An 18,733-nucleotide genomic window follows, 5' to 3' on the forward strand; every position below is an offset into this window, starting at 1 on the left:
CGGGCAAGGTTGTCCCAGCCCGGAAGGTGAGGCAGGATCACCGCATGCGGGCTCCTGCTCCCCTGCGGCCCGCACAGTCGGGTTCATCGGAGCAGCGAATGACGGCAGACCGGTTGCACGACCTCGTCGCCCTCGAGACCGCACGCACGCAGGCCTGGCTTGATCGCGACGCCGCAGCCCTTGCCGCGCTGCTCGATGACGACTTCTTGGAGATCAATTATTTCGGCCGGCTGTCGAAGGGGCAGATCCTCGACGATCTCTTTCCGCGGCTGACGCTCGTGGCGCTCGCGCCATCCGACTACGACCTGACGCCGGTCGGCCCCGACGCCGCCCTGCTCACCTACGTCTGCAGCGAGACCATCCGTATCGACGGTTCGGAAATTTCCGGAACCTTCACCGTCGCGGCGCTGTGGCGTCAGCGGGAGAACAGGTGGCGCTTGTTGTCGTGGCAGATCACACCGATCGCGGGGACAGGCGCCTGACCTGGAGCACAGCCCGCAGCAGCGGTGTCGCGGAACCGGATCCTCACCCGGCCGATCTGGGTGTCCCTCAAAATGGTGCGGACGGTGGGGCAATGTCGACGAACCGACCCGGCGATGCGTCCCTACCTGCCCGGAAAGACGGTCTTCCAGTCGTCCTTCATGCTGATCAGCAGCCACCCTTCGGCGGGCGCGGCGTCCATCGCCTTGTCGAGCCTGCCGACGGGTGAGTCGCGGTCGTAGGCGACCTCGCGCTCGGCGTCGTCGTGATGGACGATCATTCCGAGCCTGCGGCCGGAGCCACTGGTGGTCCACTCCAGCATCTGGAAGTCGCCGTCGGAATTGCCGAACGCGGCGATCGGTCGCTTGCCGATGTGTGACTGGATGCCGACCGGCTTGCCCGGACCGTCGTCGATGAAGTTCAGCTCGGCGAGCCGCATGATGACGGGTCCGGTGTCGGTCTCGACGTATTCGAGCCTGATCGACGAGCCGACGACGTTCTGGGGAGGGATGCCATAGGTCCGTTCGGTCCACGCCCGCATGAACTCGATTCCGCCGCCGGACACGATGAAGACCTCGAACTCGTTGGCCTTGAGATAGTCGATGAGCTCCAGCATCGGCTGGTAGATCATCGCCGTGTAGAGCATTCCAGTCCTCGGGTTGCTCGCCGTGGCGATCCAGTCGGCGACGACCTGCTCGAATGCGTCGGTGCTCATGCCGGCGTGCGTCGCCGCCATGATCTCGGCGAGGCCCTTCTTGCCCGAGGCGACGACGGCATTCAGGTCGCCGGCGAGAACCGACCTGAACGGCTCGGCGTCCTTCCATTCCGGATGGTCGGCGGCCAGCGCCCTCACCCGGTCGAGCGCAAATGCGAGCTGCACGTATACCGGCTGCTCGCTCCACAGCGTTCCGTCATTGTCGAAGGTGGCGATCCTGTCGCCCGGCGCGACGTAGTCGGGCCCGCCCTCGGTGGCGACGGCGGCAACGAAATCGACAATCGCCTGCCTGGCGGGTCCCTCGTTCCAGGACGGCAGCGGATCGGTCTGTGCCAAGGCGAGAGGCAACCAGGCCAGCCCGCAGAACGCTCCCGCAACAATCGACGAGACCAGAGCTGATGCACGCATGAACGTTCCTCCCCGGACCCGGCCGCTGCATTCGCCGTGCCGGTCTTCGGTCGTTGGATCCCGATCGCGACCAATCCGCTGATCGCGGACGGTCCGGCTCCGCTTCTGTCGCACTGTACCGGGGCCGGTCCGACCGGCCCCGGCAGAGAGGCATCAACCGTGGCCGGGCGTTCAGTTGCTCCCGCCCATGCCGCTCTTCAGCTTTTCCTCGATACCGGAAAGGTTGAAGGAGCCCGGCGTCTGGCTCGGCGGATACTCCTGCATGGTCTGCAGGAACTGCGCCGCCAGCGCCTGTATGGGGACGAGCACGAACGGCCGCTCGAGGAACCAGTCGTTGTAGGTGTTCGAATTGTGCTGGGCCTTCTCGAACGGGTCGCGCCTGAGATTGAACAGAAGCGGCACACGCAATTCGGTGAACGGCTCGCGCCAGACCTCGAAGGCCTGTCCGCGGTTCTCCAGGAACACCACCTTCCAGTCGTCGTAGCGGGCAGCGACGATCTGGCCGTCGTCGTTGACGTACCAGAACTCGTGGCGGGGCGACTCCTCGACCTCCCCCGTGAGGTAGGGAAGCTGGTCATAGCCGTCGATGTAGTTGCGATAGTTGCGCCCGTTCAGCTCGACGCCCTGCCTGAGTTGCTGCTTGACCTCCGGGTTGCCGGCAATCGCGGCGAAGGTCGGCAGCCAGTCCTCGTGCGAGACGATGCCGTTCAGCGTTTCGCCCTCGGGGAAACGGCCCGGCCAGCGCACGAAAGCCGGCACCCGATACGCGCCTTCCCAGTTGGAATTCTTTTCGCTGCGGAACGGCGTGGTGCCGGCATCGGGCCAGGTGTTGTAGTGCGGGCCATTGTCGGTCGAATACATCACCACCGTGTTGTCGGCGATGCCCAGTTCATCGATCAGGTCGAGGAGCTGGCCGACGTGCATGTCGTGCTCGACCATGCCGTCATGATATTCATCGCCGCTCGGACCGGCGATGCCGGTATGCTCTTCCCTTACGTGAGTACGGAAGTGCATGCGGGTACCGTTCCACCAGACGAACCAGGGCGTGCCGGCTTCCGTCTGATCGATGATGAACCGGCTAGCGGCGGCCACGGTTTCGTCGTCGATCGTCTCCATCCGCGCTTTCGTCAGCGGCCCCGTGTCCTCGATATTCTGAGAACCGTCTTCGTTGAGGGTCACGTGCAGGACGCCGCGCGGGCCGAACTGCTCGAGAAAGGTCCGGCCGTTGGCGAGCACCATGTCGCCGGGATAATCACGATTCTCCGGCTCCTCCTCGGCGTTCAGGTGGTAGAGGTTGCCCAGGAACTCGTCGAAGCCGTGATTGGTCGGCAGGTGCTCGTCGCGATCGCCCTGGTGGTTCTTGCCGAACTGGCCGGTGGCATAGCCCTGGCTCTTCAGCACCGTCGCCATGGTGACGTCGGTCTCCTGCCAACCCTGCTCGGCGCCGGGCAGGCCGACCTTGGTCATCCCGCTGCGGACAGGAACGCTGCCGCCGATGAAGGCGGCGCGGCCGGCCGTGCAGCTCTGCTGGGCGTAGTAGTCGGTGAACGACAGCCCCTCGTCGGCGATGCGGTCGATGTTCGGAGTCTCGTAGCCCATCATGCCGCGATTGTTGTGGCTGATGTTCCAGGTGCCGATGTCGTCGCCCCAGATCACGAGGATATTGGGCTTCGCCGCGTTCTGGGCCGCGTCCTGGGCGCGCGCGACGGGGGGAACGAACACCCCGGCGACGATCGCGATCGCCGGGACGATCGAGAGCAAGGCCACGCGCGGGCCCGCCCTTCCGTAGCAACTGCTCCTTGCAAGTCGGGTCATCGTTTCCTCCTGCCCTTTCCGGCTTCCGTCATCACAACGACAGCATTCACTGCGAACGTCTTGCTCCCGGAGCATTGCCCTGAAGATGTTCGAGTATCTCCGTCTCCAGTTCGGCCAGGAAACTCACGTACTCCTCGACCTTCCGACTGCTTTCCCCGGCAACCCCGCGCAAGCGTCGCAGCGCGTCGGCAGCCTCCTCGTAGTCCGAGCAGATGGTCCGGAAATGCGCATCGCGGGCGCATCGCCTGCGAATCTCGAACTCCCGGCCTGGAAAGCGGGCGACAATCGAGCGGATATCCTCCATGGCACCTTGTCCCGCGGTACCTGTTGCAATCGCAGCTCGACCGGTGTTGCGCATCAAGTCCCGGCCGGACACTGCGGGCAGCGGGGACGTTTGCAGCTTTCCGGGGCGCGCGGCAGGTACGAACATGTTCGCACGCCCCTCGACGCGACCTGCACGCCCGATTCGCGCATTGGTTTTGTTAGCTGACGTTATAGTTGCTATAACAGCGTCAACCGGTCCGATGGACCCGCCAGACTCCCACGTACGCGCCGAGGGCTACCCGCCTCCCGGCTCGCTCCGAGGCCCCGAGAAACGAGGTCGCAATGGTGCAGAGTCCCAGTCTCGCCGCCCGCGAGCCGGTCACGCGGCAGCCCCCGACCGAAAACGACATCAGCGCCGAACTGGAACGCGTGCTGTCGAGCCCGCACCTGGGGGCCAGCGAGCGGCGGCGCGCCTTCCTGCGATACGTCGTCGAGGAATCCCTGGCGGGCCGGGCGGACCGGTTGAAGGGCTATTGCGTCGCGGTCGCCGTGTTCGGGCGCGACGAGACGTTCGATCCGCAGGCCGATCCGGTCGTCCGGCTTGAGGCGCGGCGGCTGCGACGCGATCTCGACAGCTACTATGTCGGCGCAGGCAGCAACGATCCGCTTCGCATCTCGATCCCCAAAGGATCCTACGTCCCGCATTTCGACTGGCTTGACGGGCCGTATCCCCACCCTGTCGACGCCGTTGCAGCGATCACCGCCGTTCCGCCGCCGGAACCGGAGACCGCGCAAGCCGTGTCGCCCGTGGAGAGCGGCACCGGCAATCGTCGCCCCTATGTGCTCGCGGGCGCGCTGCTGGCCGTGGCCGTGATCGTGGCGGCAACGGTTTGGCATTTCGCCATCGGCAGCCGGACATCGGGTCCCGAAGCCTCGCTCGGGCCGGCTGTGATCGTGCGGCCGTTCGAGCCGATGGGCGACGGCGATGAAAACCGCTACCTCGCCGCGGGCATCAGCGAAGACCTCGTCGGCAACCTGATGCGCTTCCCGAGTTTCCGGCTGTACATCCCGCCGCCTGCACTCGACAAGGCGGAGATCGCCGATTCCGGCAGGCTCGCCCGGGAGTTCGGCATCGGCTACGTGATCGACGGGAGCGTCCGCGCGGACGCGGCGACGATCCGCGTCGCGGCACAACTGCTCGACGCCCGCAGCGGGCAGGTCCTCTGGACCGGAGTCTACGACCGCCCGCTGGAGCCGGAGGCGCTGATAGGGGTGCAGAGCGACCTGGCCGAGGAGATCGCCACCGCACTCGGTCAGCCCTACGGCGTCGTCAACACCGACCTGATGGCCGGCCGGCCGGCGCCTGCCGTCTCGCACATGCAGAGCTATCTGTGCGTGCTGCGCGCCTACGCCTATCGCAGGGGGTTCACGCGCCAGGAGTTCGATCCCGTGCTGACCTGCCTCGAAGCGGCGGTGCGGCGCGATCCCGGCTTCGCCGACGCCTGGGCGATGCTGGGCTGGCTTCGCCTGGATGCCGGTCGCTACGAGTTCGCCGGCAGCGACGGCCTCAAGGAGGCATACGCCAGGGCCTATCAGGCGGCCGCGCAGGCGGTGGCGCTCGAGCCCGACAACACGCTGGCGCTGAAAGCGCTGTCGTCGATCACCCACTACATGGGCCGCTTCGAGGAGGCCGAGCGGCTGGCCCGCCGGGCCGTCGAGCTCAACCCGAACGATCCCGACGCGCTGGCCCAGCTCGGCTGGCGGCTTGCGGTCCGCGGCAGGTTCGAGGAAGGCATTCCGGTGCTCAGGCACGCGATCGAACGCACGGCCAACCCGCCCGGCTGGTATTTCCACCTCGTGGCCATCGACCTCTACCTGAACGGCAGCGCGGACGAGATGCTGCGGGTCGCGGAGCGCTCCGCAGTGAACGGCTCCGGCATCAGCCAGGCGCTGATCGCCATCGCCGCCGGCGAGACCGGCGATGCCGATACCGCGCGCCAGGCCCTCGATGCGATGGCGGCGTCCGGTCCGCTGGCCCGCGATCCCGCAGCCTACCTGCGCCGCCATGGCGCCACCCAGGAGATCGTCGCGGCGCTGATGGCCGGCCTCGACAAGGCGCGGCGGATCGCGGCGGCACACTAGCCTCGCCACAGCCGCCAGGCCGCAGGCCCGGCCGGCGCCGTGAGTGTGGTGCGGACGGCGGGACTCGAACCCGCATGGGGTTACCCCCGAGGGATTTTAAGTCCCTTGCGTCTACCAGTTCCGCCACGTCCGCGAACGTTCTGGGCGATGCGACCGGATTATCGCGGTGCGGGGCGTGCTGGCAACCCTGCGCGCCAGGCGGGGGTGCGGACGACCCGAGGGCTGGGGGTTGGCGCGTGCGGGCGATATCGGGTTAAATGACCAAGGGGAAGGATCGAGGCGAGCCAGGGGGGCGCCGGTACGTGGACGGGAGCCGTACATCATTCGGCCGTATCCGGCATCACGCAGCAACCGCCGCGGCGCTGGTGACGGTACTTGCAGTCGGCCTGCTGGCGGCCCGGGATCTGTCGGCCCAGGATGCCTGCACGGTGCTGGAGGACTGCTCGGGCTATACGGCCCTGCCGACGGCGGCCCAGTGCGCCGTCGACGACTGCACCTGCGCCCAGCAGGTCGAATGCTATCTGCGCAACGAGGATCCGGGCGAGACCTGGCCGGTCCTGCCGGGCCAGGACCGGGCGCTGAACCGCAACTTCTTCCACGACCGGTTCATCGAGACGCGGATCTCGCCGAAATCGCTCGACAGCTGGATCCGGTTCACCGACCCGTCGATCGAAACGGTCGACCTGCCGGACAAGACGGTGCTCTACAAGTCCGGCTACATGCCGAAGGACCGGAACATCGCCAGGCCGGAGAACACCCCCTCCTCCGCCTACGTCTTCGTGAAGCTCGACGGCTACTGTCCGGACGGCTCCAGCGTCGGGCGGTTCTGCCTCGGCGGCGACTGGTTCTCCGTCGAGGTGGCGGAGAAGAACTACGGCATCCTCACCAAGGGGACGCTGGTCGACGAGGGCAAGAGCAGCAAGTGCTTCGGCTGCCATGCCGCCGCCGAAAAGGGCGACTGGAGCTGGCAGCTGTTCTCCAGGAGGCGCTACCCATGACCGGCGGGCGCAAGACGGCCGTTCTCACCGCCGGCGCCGGCATCGCGCTGATGGCGCTGGCGTCCGGTTTCGCGGGCGCCGGCATCGCCCGGGCCGCCGGGCAGAGCTGCCGCGAGGTGCCGGTGTCGGCCCCGTCGAAACTGTGCCGCGGCCGGATCGACCTCGATCCGGCTATACCGGCGGGCTTCGCGACCAACCCGAACGCGCTCGGCATCTCCGAGAAGACCGGCGGCCGGATGGCCGATTGCTTCGCCTGGGAATCGTTCGTCGCGCTGAACTGGCCGGGCACCCGCTCGTGCCGGGGCGTGCCGTCGAATCGCAAGGGCACCGCGGACTGGACGTCGAACCGGGTGTGGGAGACCTACAAGGAGCCCTACGAGCTGTTCCAGGCGACCAACGAGACCTGGGATCCCGCCTTGATCGACTTCAACGACGCGCCGCCCGAGGGGCCGTGCGGCGACCTGACGGGCAGCGGCCGCAAGCTGCTGCGCCACGCCAACAAGTTTCCGCTGTCGAACGAGGACGCCCAGGCGTTCCTCGACAGCGCCGTGCTGCGCGACCAGAACGGCAACGCGGTGTGGTACGAGATCCTGATGAACCGGGACGTCTTCGACTACATCCGCGACAGCGGGCTGGCGGCGACCGGGGCCTATTCGTTCGGCGGCCCGCTCGACGGGGAGAACGTGGACTTCCCGACCGCCGCGGACGGCGCCTCGGGGACCGGCGCGATCGAGATCAAGGCGGCCTGGCGGCAGATGACCGACGCCGACGACCTCGCGCGGTACTTCACCCAGGATGCCGTCGTCTACGACAGTGTGACCTGTACCGAGACGACGGTCGGACTGGTCGGCCTGCACATCGCCCGCAAGGTGGCCTTCTCGCCGAAGTGGATCTGGGCGACCTTCGAGCACGAGGACAACGTGCCGCCCGCCGGGTCGAACGGCGACGGGCGCAGCTACAGTTTCTTCTCCAAGTACTGCGCCAAGAACGAGCCGGCGAACTGCCCCTACGAGGTGGCGATCACCGACGTCGACAACATCTGCTGCCCGAACCTCATCACCTTTCCCGGGCCGAACCCGGCGCTCAGCATCAACCAGGTGACGCGGCTGACGCCGATCCAGGCGTGGAGCAAGATCAACCGGCGCTACCGGCGGGCGTACCGGAAGGCCGGCTCGCCGTTTCGCCACTTCGTGCTGGTCGGCGCGCAGTGGGCGAAGCCGCGCGCCGGCACGGAGCAGGCGTCCGGCGGGCGCATGCCGGCGGGCCACGCCGCGCCGCACTTTCCCGGCAGCCCGTGGCAGCGACCGTGCAACCCGAACGGGCCGTGGGCGGTCGAGCCGCCGTCCAGGGGCGAGGCCTGCTACGAGCAGATCCCCTCCGACCTGCGCAACACGTCGATGGAGACGCTGTTCGTGCAGACTGACAGGACCGGCACGCAGTACAGCGCCGACAGCTGCATGAACTGCCACTTCGCCGGCGGCATCGACGGCAGCTACCTGTGGCTGGACGCGATGCTCAATCCTTATCGGGCGGGCGATTGAAGCCTTCGGCGCGGGTGCCCGACTTGAGCGAGGCGGCGCGTTCGCCGAGGCGGATGACGGTGAGGATCGCTACGCCGAACACCGTCGCAACGACGGCGATCGAATAGGCGCCGACCCCGCAGGCAAGGCCGATCGCCCCTGCCAGCCACATCGCCGCACCGGTCGTCAGGCCGTGAACCCGGCGGCCGCCGCGGATGATCGAGCCGGCGGCCAGAAAGGCGACGCCGGCGGTGACCGCCTCGATCATGCGGACCGGGTCGGTATTGGTGACGCCCTCGTGCTTGGCGCGCTCGACGATCTCGAAGGCGAGCAGGGCGAAGGTCGCGGCCGCAAGCGAGACCAGCATGTGGGTGCGCAGTCCGGCCGGCACCTGCCGGAACTCGCGGTCGAGACCGATGACGAGGCCGAGCACGGCGGCGCTTGCCAGTCGCGCCAGGATCGCCTCGATCCCGACATCCGCGCTGAAGGCAGTCGTCAGATCTTCGAGCATCGCTGGTGATCGGGTCTCTCTGGTTCGACACCCGCCGGAACACGGGCTCAACCCCGGAGAACGGCCGACGACCCAATTCGTTCCCGGCCGCTATCGTCCCGTGCGCGGAGCCCGCAGGCGCGGCGCGAACGCCAGCTTCGCTCCGCCCGTGTCAGCGCTGCTCGTCCTGGGCGATCGGCGGCTGGAACGCCAGCCCGGTGTCCCAGGGAAAATAGATCCAGGTGTCCTGGCTCACCTCGGTGATGAAGGTGTCGACCAGGGGGCGGCCCTTGGGCTTGGCATAGACGGTCGCAAAGTGCGCCCTGGGCAGGATCCTGCGGACGACACGGGCGGTCTTGCCGGTGTCGACGAGGTCGTCGACGATCAGCACCGCCTCGCCCTCGCCGCCGTCGAGGCCGACGACGTCGCCGCTGACCTTCTTGATGACCTCGATGTCCCCCTGCGTCTTGTAGTCGTGGTAGGAGGCCACTCCGACCGTCTCGATGATGCGGATGTTCAGTTCGCGGGCGACGATCGCTGTCGGCACCAGGCCGCCGCGGGTGACGCAGACGATGGCCTTCCAGCTGCCGATCCCGGCAAGGCGCCAGGCGAGCGCCCGCGCGTCCCGATGAAACTGGTCCCACGATACCGGGAACCGCTTTTCCCCGCCCTCGACCATGTCTTGCCCTCAGTCCCCGGTTTCGGCGGCAAGCCGGTCCACCAGCGCCTCGACCTCGCGCCTGGCAGCCGCCAGCGCCCCGGCGTCGCGCGCCCGGATGACGATCGAGGTGGTGAAGCGGGTGCCGTCGGAATGCGGATAGCTGCCGATCATCACGTCCTTGTGGACGGCCTGGATCTGCCCCAGCGGGCCGCCGATGTCGCCTTCCTTGATGCCGCGTCCCTCGACGGTTTCCGACAGCATCCTGGCGCCTGTCCTGAGCGTCGGGCCGATCGCGTCCATCATCGCCTGCATGACCGCCGGGATGCCGGCCATCACGTGGACGTTGCCTATCCGCCAGCCGGGCGCCTTGCTAACCGTATTCTCGATGAGCTCGGCGCCCTCGGGCATGCGCGCCATGCGCAGCCGCGCCTCGTTGATGCGGTCGCCGAGATACTCCTTCAGGATCTCCACGGCACGCGGATGATGGATGACCGGAACGCCGAAGGCATGGGCGATGCCGTCGGCGGTTATGTCGTCGTGGGTCGGCCCGATCCCGCCGGAGGTGAAGACGTAGGTGTAGCGGGCGCGCAGCGCGTTCACCGCGTCGGCGATGTCCTGGATGTCGTCGGCAACGACGCGGGCTTCCTTCAGGTCGATGCCGATGTTGGTGAGGAACTCGGCGACGTAGCCGATATTCCGGTCCTTGGTGCGCCCCGAGAGGATCTCGTCGCCGATCACGAGCATCGCCGCCGTCACCGGCGCCTCGCCCGTCCTGCCTGTCGCTTCCGCCATCGTTTCCTGCCGTTTGCCGGGTGGCCGGTGGTCTATAGCAGCGATGAGGTCTACTCAAGACAAACCGGCACGGCGGCCGGGGCCGGCGCGCGCCCGAGGGCCCGGAGCGGCGGCAGCGTGTCAGGGTGTTGTCACTTGCCATCCGCCCCACAGCGCGGCATAGGGGCGAACATGCGCTTCACCGTCCCCCTCACCCGCGGAAAGCTGGTCCGTCGCTACAAGCGATTCCTCGCCGACGTCGAGTTGTCCGGGGGCGAGATCGTCTGCGCCCACTGTGCGAATCCGGGATCGATGCTGGGCCTCGCCGACCCCGGCATCTCGGTCTGGCTGTCGAAGTCCGACAACCCCAACCGCAAGCTCGCCTGGTCGCTCGAGATCGTCGAGGTGGATGCCGGCCGCGGTCCCGCCATGGTCGGCATCAACACCGGCCATCCCAACGCGCTCGTCGAGGAGGCCATCGGCAGCGGCAGGATTCCCGAACTGGACGGCTACGCGGGGCTGCGCCGCGAGGTGCGCTACGGCAAGAACAGCCGTATCGACATCTTCCTGGAATCGGATGGGCGGCCGCCCTGCTACGTTGAGATCAAGAACGTCCACCTGGTCCGCGAGCCGGGAATCGCAGAGTTCCCGGATTCGGTGACGGTACGCGGGGCGAAACACCTGGACGAGCTGGCAGAGATGGTCCGCCAGGGCCACAGGGCGGCGATGTTCTACCTGGTGCAGCGCGGCGATGCCGACACGGTGCGGATCGCCCGCGACATCGATCCCAACTACGGGGCCGCACTCGACCGGGCGCGTGACGCCGGCGTCGAGGTGATCGCCTACGGATGCTCGGTGACGGAAGACGGCGTCGAGATCTCGCGCGCCGTGCCGTTCTCGGGCTGAGCGCCTGCGGTCTCGCCGCGCTCCAGGACGACGTTGAGGCGGGTCTGGGCGACCTGCCGGTAGCCCATCCGCTGCAACAGGGCGATGCAATCGGTCTGCCAGCGGTCGCGGGCGTTCTCGATGATCATCAGGCTCGGCAGCAGCGATTCCGGCGCATCCTCGAGGAATGGCACGAGAATCAGGTCCTCGGCGCCTTCGACGTCGATCTTGAGTGCGTCGATCCGGTCGATGCCCTCCTCGCGAAGGAGGTTGATCAGCGTCCGCGCCGGCACCTGCACGGACTGGTCCTCGCTGCCCGGCGTCGCGACGTACTTGACGCTGGACTCGCCCTTGTTGCGGGCCGACAGGAACAGCGTCATCTCGCCTTCCTTGTCGGCAAGCGCGCAGGCGATGGCCTTGATGGCCCCCGAGGGGTTGAGGGAGATGTTCTGGACGAGCCTGTCGAACACCACCGGCTGCGGCTCGATCGCCAGGATGCGCGCGCCGCGACCCGCATGACCGGCCACGTACAGGGCATATCCGCCGATATTGGCGCCGATGTCGACGAAGACGAAGCCGTCGACGATGTGGTCGCGGAGGATCTCGCGCTCCTGCAGATCGAAATACTGCGGCGTGAACAGGATCCGCTTCTCGGACACGTTGTTGAACGGATTGAGCCGCATGCGCTGGCCGAACACCTCGACGTCGAGCGGATGCCGCAACTGCATCATCACGGCGCGCCGGGCGAGGAAGGCCAGCCGCTTGCCGAGCCAGGAATCGGGCTGCCGGCGCGCGAAGTCGATCAGCCGCGCCTGCAGGGGCGTCGGCGTGTAGGCGCCGAACGGAGGGGCTTCCGATCCGCCGCTGGAAGCCGGTTGGTGGGTGACGGACGCTTGCGTCATCGGGCGGAAAGACCATATCCGGGAAACCGGCGCAAGAAAGTCCCGTGCAATCTGTGCAAGAGCGGTTCCAGTTCCGGTATCATTCGACTAGATTCACAACCACAGCATTACCCGGCGGCAGGTCGCACCCGCGACGGGACAAGACGAGACGGATCGAACGATACGATGAACTACATCGACGCGAGCATCGCGCCCGTACGCAACACCGGCGAGATCAAGCTTTACGGCCCCGAGGCGTTCGAAGGCATGCGCAAGGCCGGCCAGCTGACCGCCACGGCCCTCGACATGCTCGCCGACCACACCACGCCGGGGGCGACCACGGCGCAGCTGGACAAGCTCGTCTACGAGTTCGCGCGCGACAACGGCGCCCTGCCCGCGACCCTGTTCTACCGTGGCTACCGGCATTCCGTCTGCACGTCCATCAATCACGTCGTCTGCCACGGGATGCCCAACGCCAAGCCGATGCGCGAGGGCGACATCGTCAACATCGACGTGACGCTGATCCTCGACGGCTGGCACGGGGATTCGAGCCGGATGTACCCGATCGGCGAAGTCTCGCGACGGGCCGAACGGCTGATGGAGGTCACCTACGACGCGATGATGATCGGTATCGAGGCAATCAAGCCGGGCAATTCGACCGGCGACATCGGCCATGCGATCCAGACCTTCGCGGAGGCCGAACGCACCAGCGTCGTCCGCGACTTCTGCGGCCACGGCGTCGGCCGGGTGTTTCACGACACGCCCAACATCCTGCACTACGGCGAACCGGGAACCGGCGTCGAGCTGCGTCCGGGGATGCTGTTCACCGTCGAGCCGATGATCAACCTCGGGCGGCCGCACGTGAAGGTGCTCGCCGACGGCTGGACGGCGGTGACGCGGGACCGCTCGCTGTCGGCCCAGTTCGAGCACTCCGTCGGTGTGACCGAGGACGGCGTGGAGATCTTCACGCTGTCGCCGGCCGGATACACCAAGCCACCGTATCGAAAAGCCTGAAGGCCGGCTGGTCATGACGGGCTTCGACGAACCGCCGCTGAAGCCTGACCCGGGAAATGCCGGCCATCGCCGGCGCCTGCGCGACCGCTTCCTGGAGGGCGGCGCGAACGCCATGCCGGACTACGAGCTGCTCGAGCTCGTCCTGTTCTCCGCGCTTCCGCGCATCAACACCAAGCCGCTCGCCAAGCGCCTGCTGGCGCGGTTCGGATCGTTTGCCGAGGTGATCGCGGCATCGCCGGACCGGCTGCGCGAGGTGGAGGGCGTCGGCGACCGGGTGGTCACCGACCTGAAGGTCATCCAGGCGGCCGCCGAACGGCTGGCCCGCGGCAGCGTGCGCGGGCGCACGGTGCTGTCGTCGTGGTCGGCGGTGCTCGACTACTGCCGCACCGCAATGGCGTTCGCCGACAAGGAGCAGTTCCGGATCCTGTTCCTCGACAAGCGCAACGCGCTGATTTCCGACGAGGTGCAGCAGACCGGCACGGTCGACCATACGCCCGTGTACCCGCGCGAGGTGATAAAGCGGGCGCTGGAACTTTCGGCGACCGCGATCATCCTCGTCCACAACCACCCCAGCGGCGATCCCACCCCTTCCCGCGCCGACATCGAGATGACCAAGACGATCATGGAGATCGCCCAGCCGCTCGGCGTCACCGTGCACGACCACGTCATCGTGGGGCGCGACGGCCACGCCAGTCTGCGCGGCCTGAAGCTGATCTGAGGGGCCGATGCGAAGGGTTCGGGGCCCGTGACCGCCCATCAGCGCGAAGAGCAGCGCGATCCGCTGAGAGATATCTTCGAGGCTCGCGAGGACCCGGCATTGCCGCACGATGCATGCCGCTTGCAGAATACATAAGTCTGTGCTTATGTATTGGAATGATCGGCAACGACATTTTCAAGGCGCTGGCCGACCCGACGCGCCGGGCGATCTTCGAGAAGCTCGCCGCGGGGCAGATGAACGCGAGCGCCCTGCGCAGCGGCATGGAGATAAGCCAGCCCGCCATGTCGCAGCACCTTGCGGTGCTGCGCGGCGCGGGCCTGGTGCGCGAGGAGCGGCAGGGCCGTTACGTCAACTACGAGGTCGATCCCGCCGGCCTGGCGCAGATCGCCCAATGGCTGTCGAAGTACCGTGCCTACTGGCCGCAACAGATCGAGGCACTGAAGGACCTGCTGAGGGAGATGGACACGTGAGCGATATCCCGGCCATTGAACCGTGCGCGGACGAACTGGTGTTCGAGAGCGACCTCGATGCGCCGCCGGAAAAGGTCTGGCGCGCCGTGACCACCCCCGAGCTCCGGGAACGCTGGCTGACCGGCACGCGGACGGACCCCGAGCCGATCTCGACGACACCCGGCGAAGAGGTCGCCTTTCGCCTGCGCGACGACGCCCCGCCGTATCTGGAAAGCACCGTCGTCTTCCAGCTGCGCCGCGGCGCGCTCGGACAGGGAACCCGGCTGACGATCATCCACCGGCTGACCGACCCTCGCCTGGTTCCCCGGACACCGGCCGCCGCCAACAGCAACCTGAGCTGCCGTCTGCGCGCCGCCTGACGCCTCGGGCCCACCGATCATCACAGCAAGGAAGCTCGCCGATGCGCGACACGCTGCAACTCGTCCCGATCGTCGTCGAGCAGTCCAGCCGCGGCGAGCGATCCTTCGACATCTACTCGCGGCTGCTGCGCGAGCGCATCATCTTCCTGAACGGCGAGGTCAACGACGCGCTCTCGGCAACGGTATGCGCGCAACTGCTGTTCCTGGAGGCCGAGAACCCCAAGAAGCCGATCCATCTCTACATCAACTCGCCGGGCGGCGTCGTCACCAGCGGCTTTGCCATGTACGACACCATGCAGTTCATACGCGCGCCGGTTCACACCCTGTGCATGGGCACCGCGCGCTCGATGGGGTCCTTCCTGCTGATGGCCGGCGAGCCAGGCCACCGCGCCGCGCTGCCCAATGCCAGCCTGCACGTCCACCAGCCGCTCGGCGGCTTCCAGGGCCAGGCCTCCGACATCCAGATCCAGGCCGAGGAGATGCTGCGCACGAAGCGGCGCATCCTCGCCCTCTACGCGGAGCATTGCGGACGGAGCTACGCCGACGTGGAAAGGGCGCTCGACCGCGACCGCTTCCTCACCGCGGCGGAGGCCGTCGAGTGGGGCCTGATCGACCGCGTTCTGGACAAGGCCGAGCGCGCGGCCTGACCCCCGCCGCCCCTGGCGACCGGAACCATTCCACCGCTGCCGCATTATCGGGCAGTGGGGAAGATTCTGCCCAAATCGCTATCGCCGGACGGCGCGAACGCATCCGCGCTCACGCAAAAAGCCCGTGGCACGATCATTGCGGATGAGAAATCGTCGCGCGATACTATCCGTCAAACGGGCTCCTGAGGGAGCGGGCCAGGGGAGGACATGGGGACCGAATTCTTCGACGAGATGCGCAGTTCGATCGAAGGCTGCCGCGAACCCTATCGCGGCCTGGCCGAATGGCTCGAGGGGATACCCGACGACCTGATCGAACAGCGCCGCAGCGAGGCGGAACTGCTGTTCCGGCGCATCGGCATCACGTTCGCCGTCTATGGCGAGGCGCGCTCCGAGGAGCGCATCATCCCCTTCGACGTGGTTCCCCGGATCATCACCGGGACCGAGTGGGGGCGGATGGCGGAAGGGCTGGAGCAGCGCGTAAAGGCGATCAACGCCTTCCTCGCAGATATCTACTCCAACCAGGAAATCCTCAAGGCCGGGATCCTGCCGGCCGAGCTGATCTTCGCCAACCCGGCGTTCAGGCCGGAAATGATGGGCCGCAAGATCCGCGGCGACGTCTACGTTCCGATCGCCGGCATCGACATCGTCCGCGTCGACGCCGACACGTTCTACGTGCTGGAGGACAACGCCCGCACGCCGTCGGGCGTCTCCTACATGCTCGAGGACCGGGAAGTGATGATGCTGCTCTTCCCGGAGCTGTTTTCCCGATACAACGTGCGCCCGGTCGAGAACTATCCCGAAGAGCTGCTGGCGACGCTGCAGTCGATCGCGCCGGAGAACGCGCCCCGCGAGCCGACCATAGCGCTGCTCACTCCCGGCCCCTTCAACAGCGCCTTCTACGAGCACAGCTTCCTGGCCGACAAGGTCGGCATCGAGCTGGTGGAAGGGCACGATCTGGTGGTGCGCGACAACTTCGTCTACATGCGCACGACCCAGGGCCTGCAGCAGGTCGACGTGATCTACCGGCGCGTCGACGACGACTTCATCGATCCCCTCACCTTCCGGCCCGACTCGGCGCTCGGCGTCGCCGGCCTGATGTCTGTTTACGAAGCCGGCAACGTCTCGCTCGCCAACGCGGTGGGGACCGGCATCGCCGACGACAAGGCGATCTACAGCTACATGCCGGAGATCCTGAAGTTCTACCTGGGCGAGGAACCGATCCTGAAGAACGTCCCGACGCATCGCTGCCGCGAGCCAGAGGCGCTGTCCTACGTGCTCGACAACCTCGCCGAACTCGTCGTCAAGGAGGTGCACGGCTCCGGCGGCTACGGCATGCTGGTCGGCCCGACCGCCGACCGGAAGACGCGGGAGGAGTTCGCCGCCAAGCTGAAGGAGGAACCGGAAAACTACATCGCCCAGCCGACGCTTGCGCTGTCGACCTGCCCGACCTGGGTGGAGAGCGGCCTGGCGCCGCGCCATGTCGACCTGCGTCCCTTCGTGCTGACGGGAACGGACAAGGTCCGCATCGTGCCCGGCGGGCTGACGCGGGTCGCGCTGCGCGAAGGCTCGCTGGTGGTCAACTCGAGCCAGGGCGGCGGCACAAAGGACACCTGGGTGATCAATGGCTGAAACGACACCAACTAGCGGGACCCGGGGGGCCGTCGAGGCGTGCTGAGCCGGACCGCCGACAATCTGTTCTGGATGTCGCGCTACGTGGAGCGGGCCGAGAACGTCGCCCGCATCCTGCACGCGGCGTCGCGCATGGCGAACATTCCGGGCAACGACGACGGCCTGACCAACGAGTGGCAGTCGGCGCTGGCCGCGTCGGCGAGCACTCACGCGTTCGAGGAGACGGGCAAGGATCCGACCGCGGAGAACGTCTTCGAGTTCTTGGCATTCTCGGATGCCAATCCCTCCTCGATCCGCAACTGCCTGCGGTTTGCCCGCACCAACGCCCGTGCCGTTCGCGGCGCGCTGACGCTGGATACCTGGGAGGCGATCAACGGGGCCTGGCTGGAGCTTCACCGCTACCGCACCGACGACATCTCGCCGTCCGGGCTCAACCGCTTCGTCGCCTGGGTGAAGGAGGTATCGCTCCGGGTCGACGGATCGGCCTACCGCACCATGCTGCGCAACGACGCCTACTGGTTCTCGCGACTTGGCGTCTATCTCGAGCGGGCGGAGAACACCGCGCGCATCCTCGACGTGAAGTATCACGTCCTGCTGCCGGACACCGAACCTGTCGGCGGCGGCCTCGACTATTTCCAGTGGTCGGCGATCCTGCGCTCCGTGTCGGCGCTCACCGCCTATCACTGGGTCTACCGGGATTCGTTCAAGCCGTGGCTGATCGCGGACCTGCTGATCCTGCGAGAGGAAATGCCCAGGTCGCTGGCAAGCTGCTACGCCAACCTGTCGAACTTCCTCGACGAACTGGCCCGCACCTACGGGCGCCAGGGCGACAGCCAGCGGCAGGCACGCCGCGTCTACGCCCAGCTCCGCAACGCCCGCACCGACGACATCTTCCAGAGCGGCCTGCACGAGTTCCTGGTCGAGTTCCTCGAAGAGAACAATCGCCTCGGCACCGCCATAACCGACCAATACCTGATCTGACGGGATCCCATCGATGCGCATCCAAGTGCGGCACGAGACGGCCTATGAATACGCAACGCCAGCCAAGTACATCATCCAGAAGCTGCGCCTCTCGCCGCGCAGCCACGACGGCCAGCACGTGCGCCGCTGGCGGATCGAGGTCGACAAGGACTGCCGGCTCGTCGAGACCACCGATGCGTTCGGCAACGTCGTCCACAGCTTCACGCTGATGGGCCAGTTCGACTCGCTGTCCATTATCGTCGAGGGAGAAGTGGAAACGGAGGAGACGGCCGGGGTGATCCGCGGCACGGCCGAGCGCCTGCCGCTGGGCCTGTATCTACGCGAAACCAGCCTCACCGAACCCGACGAACAGATCGAAGCCTACGCCCGCAAGTTCCAGCGCCAGGACAACGACCGCCTGCAGCTTCTCCACGACCTGCTGTCCGATCTGCACGCGCACATCACCTTCGATACGAACCGCACCGACAGCGGCACGACCGCCGCCGCCGCGTTCGAACTCCGGCATGGGGTCTGCCAGGACTTCGCGCACGTCTTCATCGCCGCGGCCCGGTCGCTCGGCATCCCGGCGCGCTACATCGGCGGCTATCTGGTGCAGTCGGACGGAACCGTCACCAGCGAAGCCGGCCACGCCTGGGCGGAGGCCTACGCGGGCGATCTCGGCTGGGTCGGATTCGATCCTTCGAACGGGGTATGCACCACCGACGGCTACGTGCGGGTGGCGGTGGGGCTGGACTACCTGGGCGCAGCACCGGTGCGGGGCTCCCAGGTCGGAGGCCAGACAGAGACCCTCGGCGTCGCCGTACGCACGGAAAACATGTCTGCCCAGCAATAGTGTCTATTCCCATCCGCGCGCCTGAAAGGCTATAAGCGCGAGATGGATTCTTA

Annotated in this window: 20 protein-coding genes and 1 tRNA gene; 13 read left to right on the top strand and 8 right to left on the bottom strand. The window is 67.1% G+C overall.

Translation table 11 applies throughout. The features are described from left to right. The first annotated feature begins 98 nt into the window (after positions 1–98). Entirely contained in the window at positions 99–482 is a 384-nt protein-coding gene (locus tag V3328_RS23930; protein ID WP_340332248.1) for a DUF4440 domain-containing protein, read from the top strand. A 122-nt stretch (positions 483–604) separates the two neighbouring features. Here V3328_RS23930 and V3328_RS23935 read toward each other — a convergent pair whose 3' ends face one another. From V3328_RS23935 to V3328_RS23945, 3 genes are all read right to left on the bottom strand, one after another. Beyond that, on the bottom strand, positions 605–1,603 hold the full coding sequence (locus V3328_RS23935; protein ID WP_340332249.1) for an HAD family hydrolase: 999 nt from the start codon (positions 1,601–1,603) through the stop codon (positions 605–607). 171 nt (positions 1,604–1,774) lie between these two features. Beyond that, on the bottom strand, positions 1,775–3,418 hold the full coding sequence (locus tag V3328_RS23940) for an arylsulfatase (protein ID WP_340332250.1): 1,644 nt from the start codon (positions 3,416–3,418) through the stop codon (positions 1,775–1,777). 46 nt (positions 3,419–3,464) lie between these two features. Continuing rightward, positions 3,465–3,848 carry a hypothetical protein gene (locus tag V3328_RS23945; RefSeq protein WP_340332251.1) on the bottom strand — a complete coding sequence of 128 codons (384 nt, stop codon included), beginning with the start codon at positions 3,846–3,848 and terminating at the stop codon, positions 3,465–3,467. Between the two features lie 176 nt (positions 3,849–4,024). Here V3328_RS23945 and V3328_RS23950 point away from each other — a divergent pair, with 176 nt between their 5' ends. Then, a complete protein-coding gene (locus V3328_RS23950; RefSeq protein WP_340332252.1) occupies positions 4,025–5,824 on the top strand; it encodes a hypothetical protein in 1,800 nt (599 codons plus the stop codon). Between the two features lie 46 nt (positions 5,825–5,870). On the opposite strand, the gene V3328_RS23955 is transcribed toward V3328_RS23950, so the two are convergent. Next, positions 5,871–5,957 (bottom strand) — tRNA-Leu (locus tag V3328_RS23955). Positions 5,958–6,189: 232 nt separating this feature from the next. Between V3328_RS23955 and V3328_RS23960 the strand changes: the two genes are divergently transcribed. Both V3328_RS23960 and V3328_RS23965 read left to right on the top strand, forming a co-directional pair. Then, complete coding sequence (locus V3328_RS23960) at positions 6,190–6,822, top strand: hypothetical protein (RefSeq protein ID WP_340332253.1); 633 nt, start codon at positions 6,190–6,192, stop codon at positions 6,820–6,822. Continuing rightward, complete coding sequence (locus V3328_RS23965; protein ID WP_340332254.1) at positions 6,819–8,363, top strand: hypothetical protein; 1,545 nt, start codon at positions 6,819–6,821, stop codon at positions 8,361–8,363. Before V3328_RS23960 ends, V3328_RS23965 begins: the two co-directional genes overlap by 4 nt. On the opposite strand, the gene V3328_RS23970 is transcribed toward V3328_RS23965, so the two are convergent. From V3328_RS23970 to V3328_RS23980, 3 genes are all read right to left on the bottom strand, one after another. Further along, on the bottom strand, positions 8,338–8,853 hold the full coding sequence (locus V3328_RS23970) for an MgtC/SapB family protein (RefSeq protein WP_340332255.1): 516 nt from the start codon (positions 8,851–8,853) through the stop codon (positions 8,338–8,340). The genes V3328_RS23965 and V3328_RS23970 overlap by 26 nt on opposite strands. Before the next feature lie 151 nt (positions 8,854–9,004). Further along, on the bottom strand, positions 9,005–9,511 hold the full coding sequence (gene gpt / locus V3328_RS23975) for a xanthine phosphoribosyltransferase (RefSeq protein WP_340332256.1): 507 nt from the start codon (positions 9,509–9,511) through the stop codon (positions 9,005–9,007). Between the two features lie 9 nt (positions 9,512–9,520). Further along, positions 9,521–10,285: a competence/damage-inducible protein A gene (locus V3328_RS23980; RefSeq protein WP_340332257.1), complete on the bottom strand. Its 765-nt coding sequence runs from the start codon at positions 10,283–10,285 to the stop codon at positions 9,521–9,523. Between the two features lie 171 nt (positions 10,286–10,456). Here V3328_RS23980 and sfsA point away from each other — a divergent pair, with 171 nt between their 5' ends. Beyond that, positions 10,457–11,170, top strand: coding sequence for a DNA/RNA nuclease SfsA (gene sfsA, locus V3328_RS23985; RefSeq protein ID WP_340332258.1), 714 nt, complete (start codon positions 10,457–10,459; stop codon positions 11,168–11,170). Here sfsA and V3328_RS23990 read toward each other — a convergent pair. After that, positions 11,107–12,051 (bottom strand): FkbM family methyltransferase, encoded by a 945-nt coding sequence (locus V3328_RS23990; RefSeq protein WP_340332259.1) that lies wholly within the window; start codon positions 12,049–12,051, stop codon positions 11,107–11,109. The genes sfsA and V3328_RS23990 overlap by 64 nt on opposite strands. Positions 12,052–12,216: 165 nt before the next feature. On the opposite strand from V3328_RS23990, the gene map reads away from it, so the two are divergent. The 8 genes from map to V3328_RS24030 all read left to right on the top strand — a co-directional run bounded on the left by map (position 12,217) and on the right by V3328_RS24030 (position 18,680). Then, a complete protein-coding gene (gene map / locus V3328_RS23995) occupies positions 12,217–13,044 on the top strand; it encodes a type I methionyl aminopeptidase (protein ID WP_340332260.1) in 828 nt (275 codons plus the stop codon). Positions 13,045–13,057: 13 nt separating this feature from the next. After that, entirely contained in the window at positions 13,058–13,762 is a 705-nt protein-coding gene (gene radC, locus V3328_RS24000) for a RadC family protein (protein WP_340332261.1), read from the top strand. A 137-nt stretch (positions 13,763–13,899) separates the two neighbouring features. Beyond that, a complete protein-coding gene (locus tag V3328_RS24005) occupies positions 13,900–14,232 on the top strand; it encodes an ArsR/SmtB family transcription factor (RefSeq protein WP_340332304.1) in 333 nt (110 codons plus the stop codon). Then, the gene (locus tag V3328_RS24010) at positions 14,229–14,591 is read left to right on the top strand and encodes an SRPBCC family protein (RefSeq protein ID WP_378758852.1); all 363 of its coding nucleotides are present in this window, start codon (positions 14,229–14,231) and stop codon (positions 14,589–14,591) included. The genes V3328_RS24005 and V3328_RS24010 overlap by 4 nt, the downstream gene beginning before the upstream one ends. A 41-nt stretch (positions 14,592–14,632) precedes the next feature. Beyond that, positions 14,633–15,238 (top strand): ATP-dependent Clp protease proteolytic subunit, encoded by a 606-nt coding sequence (locus V3328_RS24015; protein ID WP_340332262.1) that lies wholly within the window; start codon positions 14,633–14,635, stop codon positions 15,236–15,238. A 207-nt stretch (positions 15,239–15,445) separates the two neighbouring features. Beyond that, positions 15,446–16,867 carry a circularly permuted type 2 ATP-grasp protein gene (locus V3328_RS24020; RefSeq protein WP_378758853.1) on the top strand — a complete coding sequence of 474 codons (1,422 nt, stop codon included), beginning with the start codon at positions 15,446–15,448 and terminating at the stop codon, positions 16,865–16,867. A gap of 39 nt (positions 16,868–16,906) precedes the next feature. Further along, complete coding sequence (locus tag V3328_RS24025; RefSeq protein ID WP_340332263.1) at positions 16,907–17,848, top strand: alpha-E domain-containing protein; 942 nt, start codon at positions 16,907–16,909, stop codon at positions 17,846–17,848. Between the two features lie 13 nt (positions 17,849–17,861). Beyond that, positions 17,862–18,680, top strand: a complete 819-nt coding sequence (locus V3328_RS24030) for a transglutaminase family protein (RefSeq protein ID WP_340332264.1) — start codon at positions 17,862–17,864, stop codon at positions 18,678–18,680. The last annotated feature ends 53 nt before the right edge of the window (positions 18,681–18,733 follow it).

This window comes from Microbaculum marinum (assembly GCF_037855135.1).
In the GTDB taxonomy this organism is placed as follows: Bacteria; Pseudomonadota; Alphaproteobacteria; order Rhizobiales; family Tepidamorphaceae; genus Microbaculum; species Microbaculum marinum.

Bases quoted from the DNA above. Each gene is read 5' to 3' on its own strand.
- radC (WP_340332261.1), top strand. From the start codon at position 13,058: ATGACGGGCTTCGACGAACCGCCGCTGAAGCCTGACCCGGGAAATGCC.
- gpt (WP_340332256.1), bottom strand. From the start codon at position 9,511: ATGGTCGAGGGCGGGGAAAAGCGGTTCCCGGTATCGTGGGACCAGTTT.
- V3328_RS23980 (WP_340332257.1), bottom strand. From the start codon at position 10,285: ATGGCGGAAGCGACAGGCAGGACGGGCGAGGCGCCGGTGACGGCGGCG.
- V3328_RS24015 (WP_340332262.1), top strand. From the start codon at position 14,633: ATGCGCGACACGCTGCAACTCGTCCCGATCGTCGTCGAGCAGTCCAGC.
- V3328_RS23965 (WP_340332254.1), top strand. From the start codon at position 6,819: ATGACCGGCGGGCGCAAGACGGCCGTTCTCACCGCCGGCGCCGGCATC.
- map (WP_340332260.1), top strand. From the start codon at position 12,217: ATGAACTACATCGACGCGAGCATCGCGCCCGTACGCAACACCGGCGAG.
- sfsA (WP_340332258.1), top strand. From the start codon at position 10,457: ATGCGCTTCACCGTCCCCCTCACCCGCGGAAAGCTGGTCCGTCGCTAC.
- V3328_RS24020 (WP_378758853.1), top strand. From the start codon at position 15,446: ATGGGGACCGAATTCTTCGACGAGATGCGCAGTTCGATCGAAGGCTGC.
- V3328_RS23950 (WP_340332252.1), top strand. From the start codon at position 4,025: ATGGTGCAGAGTCCCAGTCTCGCCGCCCGCGAGCCGGTCACGCGGCAG.
- V3328_RS23990 (WP_340332259.1), bottom strand. From the start codon at position 12,051: ATGACGCAAGCGTCCGTCACCCACCAACCGGCTTCCAGCGGCGGATCG.
- V3328_RS24030 (WP_340332264.1), top strand. From the start codon at position 17,862: ATGCGCATCCAAGTGCGGCACGAGACGGCCTATGAATACGCAACGCCA.
- V3328_RS23945 (WP_340332251.1), bottom strand. From the start codon at position 3,848: ATGTTCGTACCTGCCGCGCGCCCCGGAAAGCTGCAAACGTCCCCGCTG.
- V3328_RS23970 (WP_340332255.1), bottom strand. From the start codon at position 8,853: ATGCTCGAAGATCTGACGACTGCCTTCAGCGCGGATGTCGGGATCGAG.
- V3328_RS23940 (WP_340332250.1), bottom strand. From the start codon at position 3,418: ATGACCCGACTTGCAAGGAGCAGTTGCTACGGAAGGGCGGGCCCGCGC.
- V3328_RS23930 (WP_340332248.1), top strand. From the start codon at position 99: ATGACGGCAGACCGGTTGCACGACCTCGTCGCCCTCGAGACCGCACGC.
- V3328_RS23935 (WP_340332249.1), bottom strand. From the start codon at position 1,603: ATGCGTGCATCAGCTCTGGTCTCGTCGATTGTTGCGGGAGCGTTCTGC.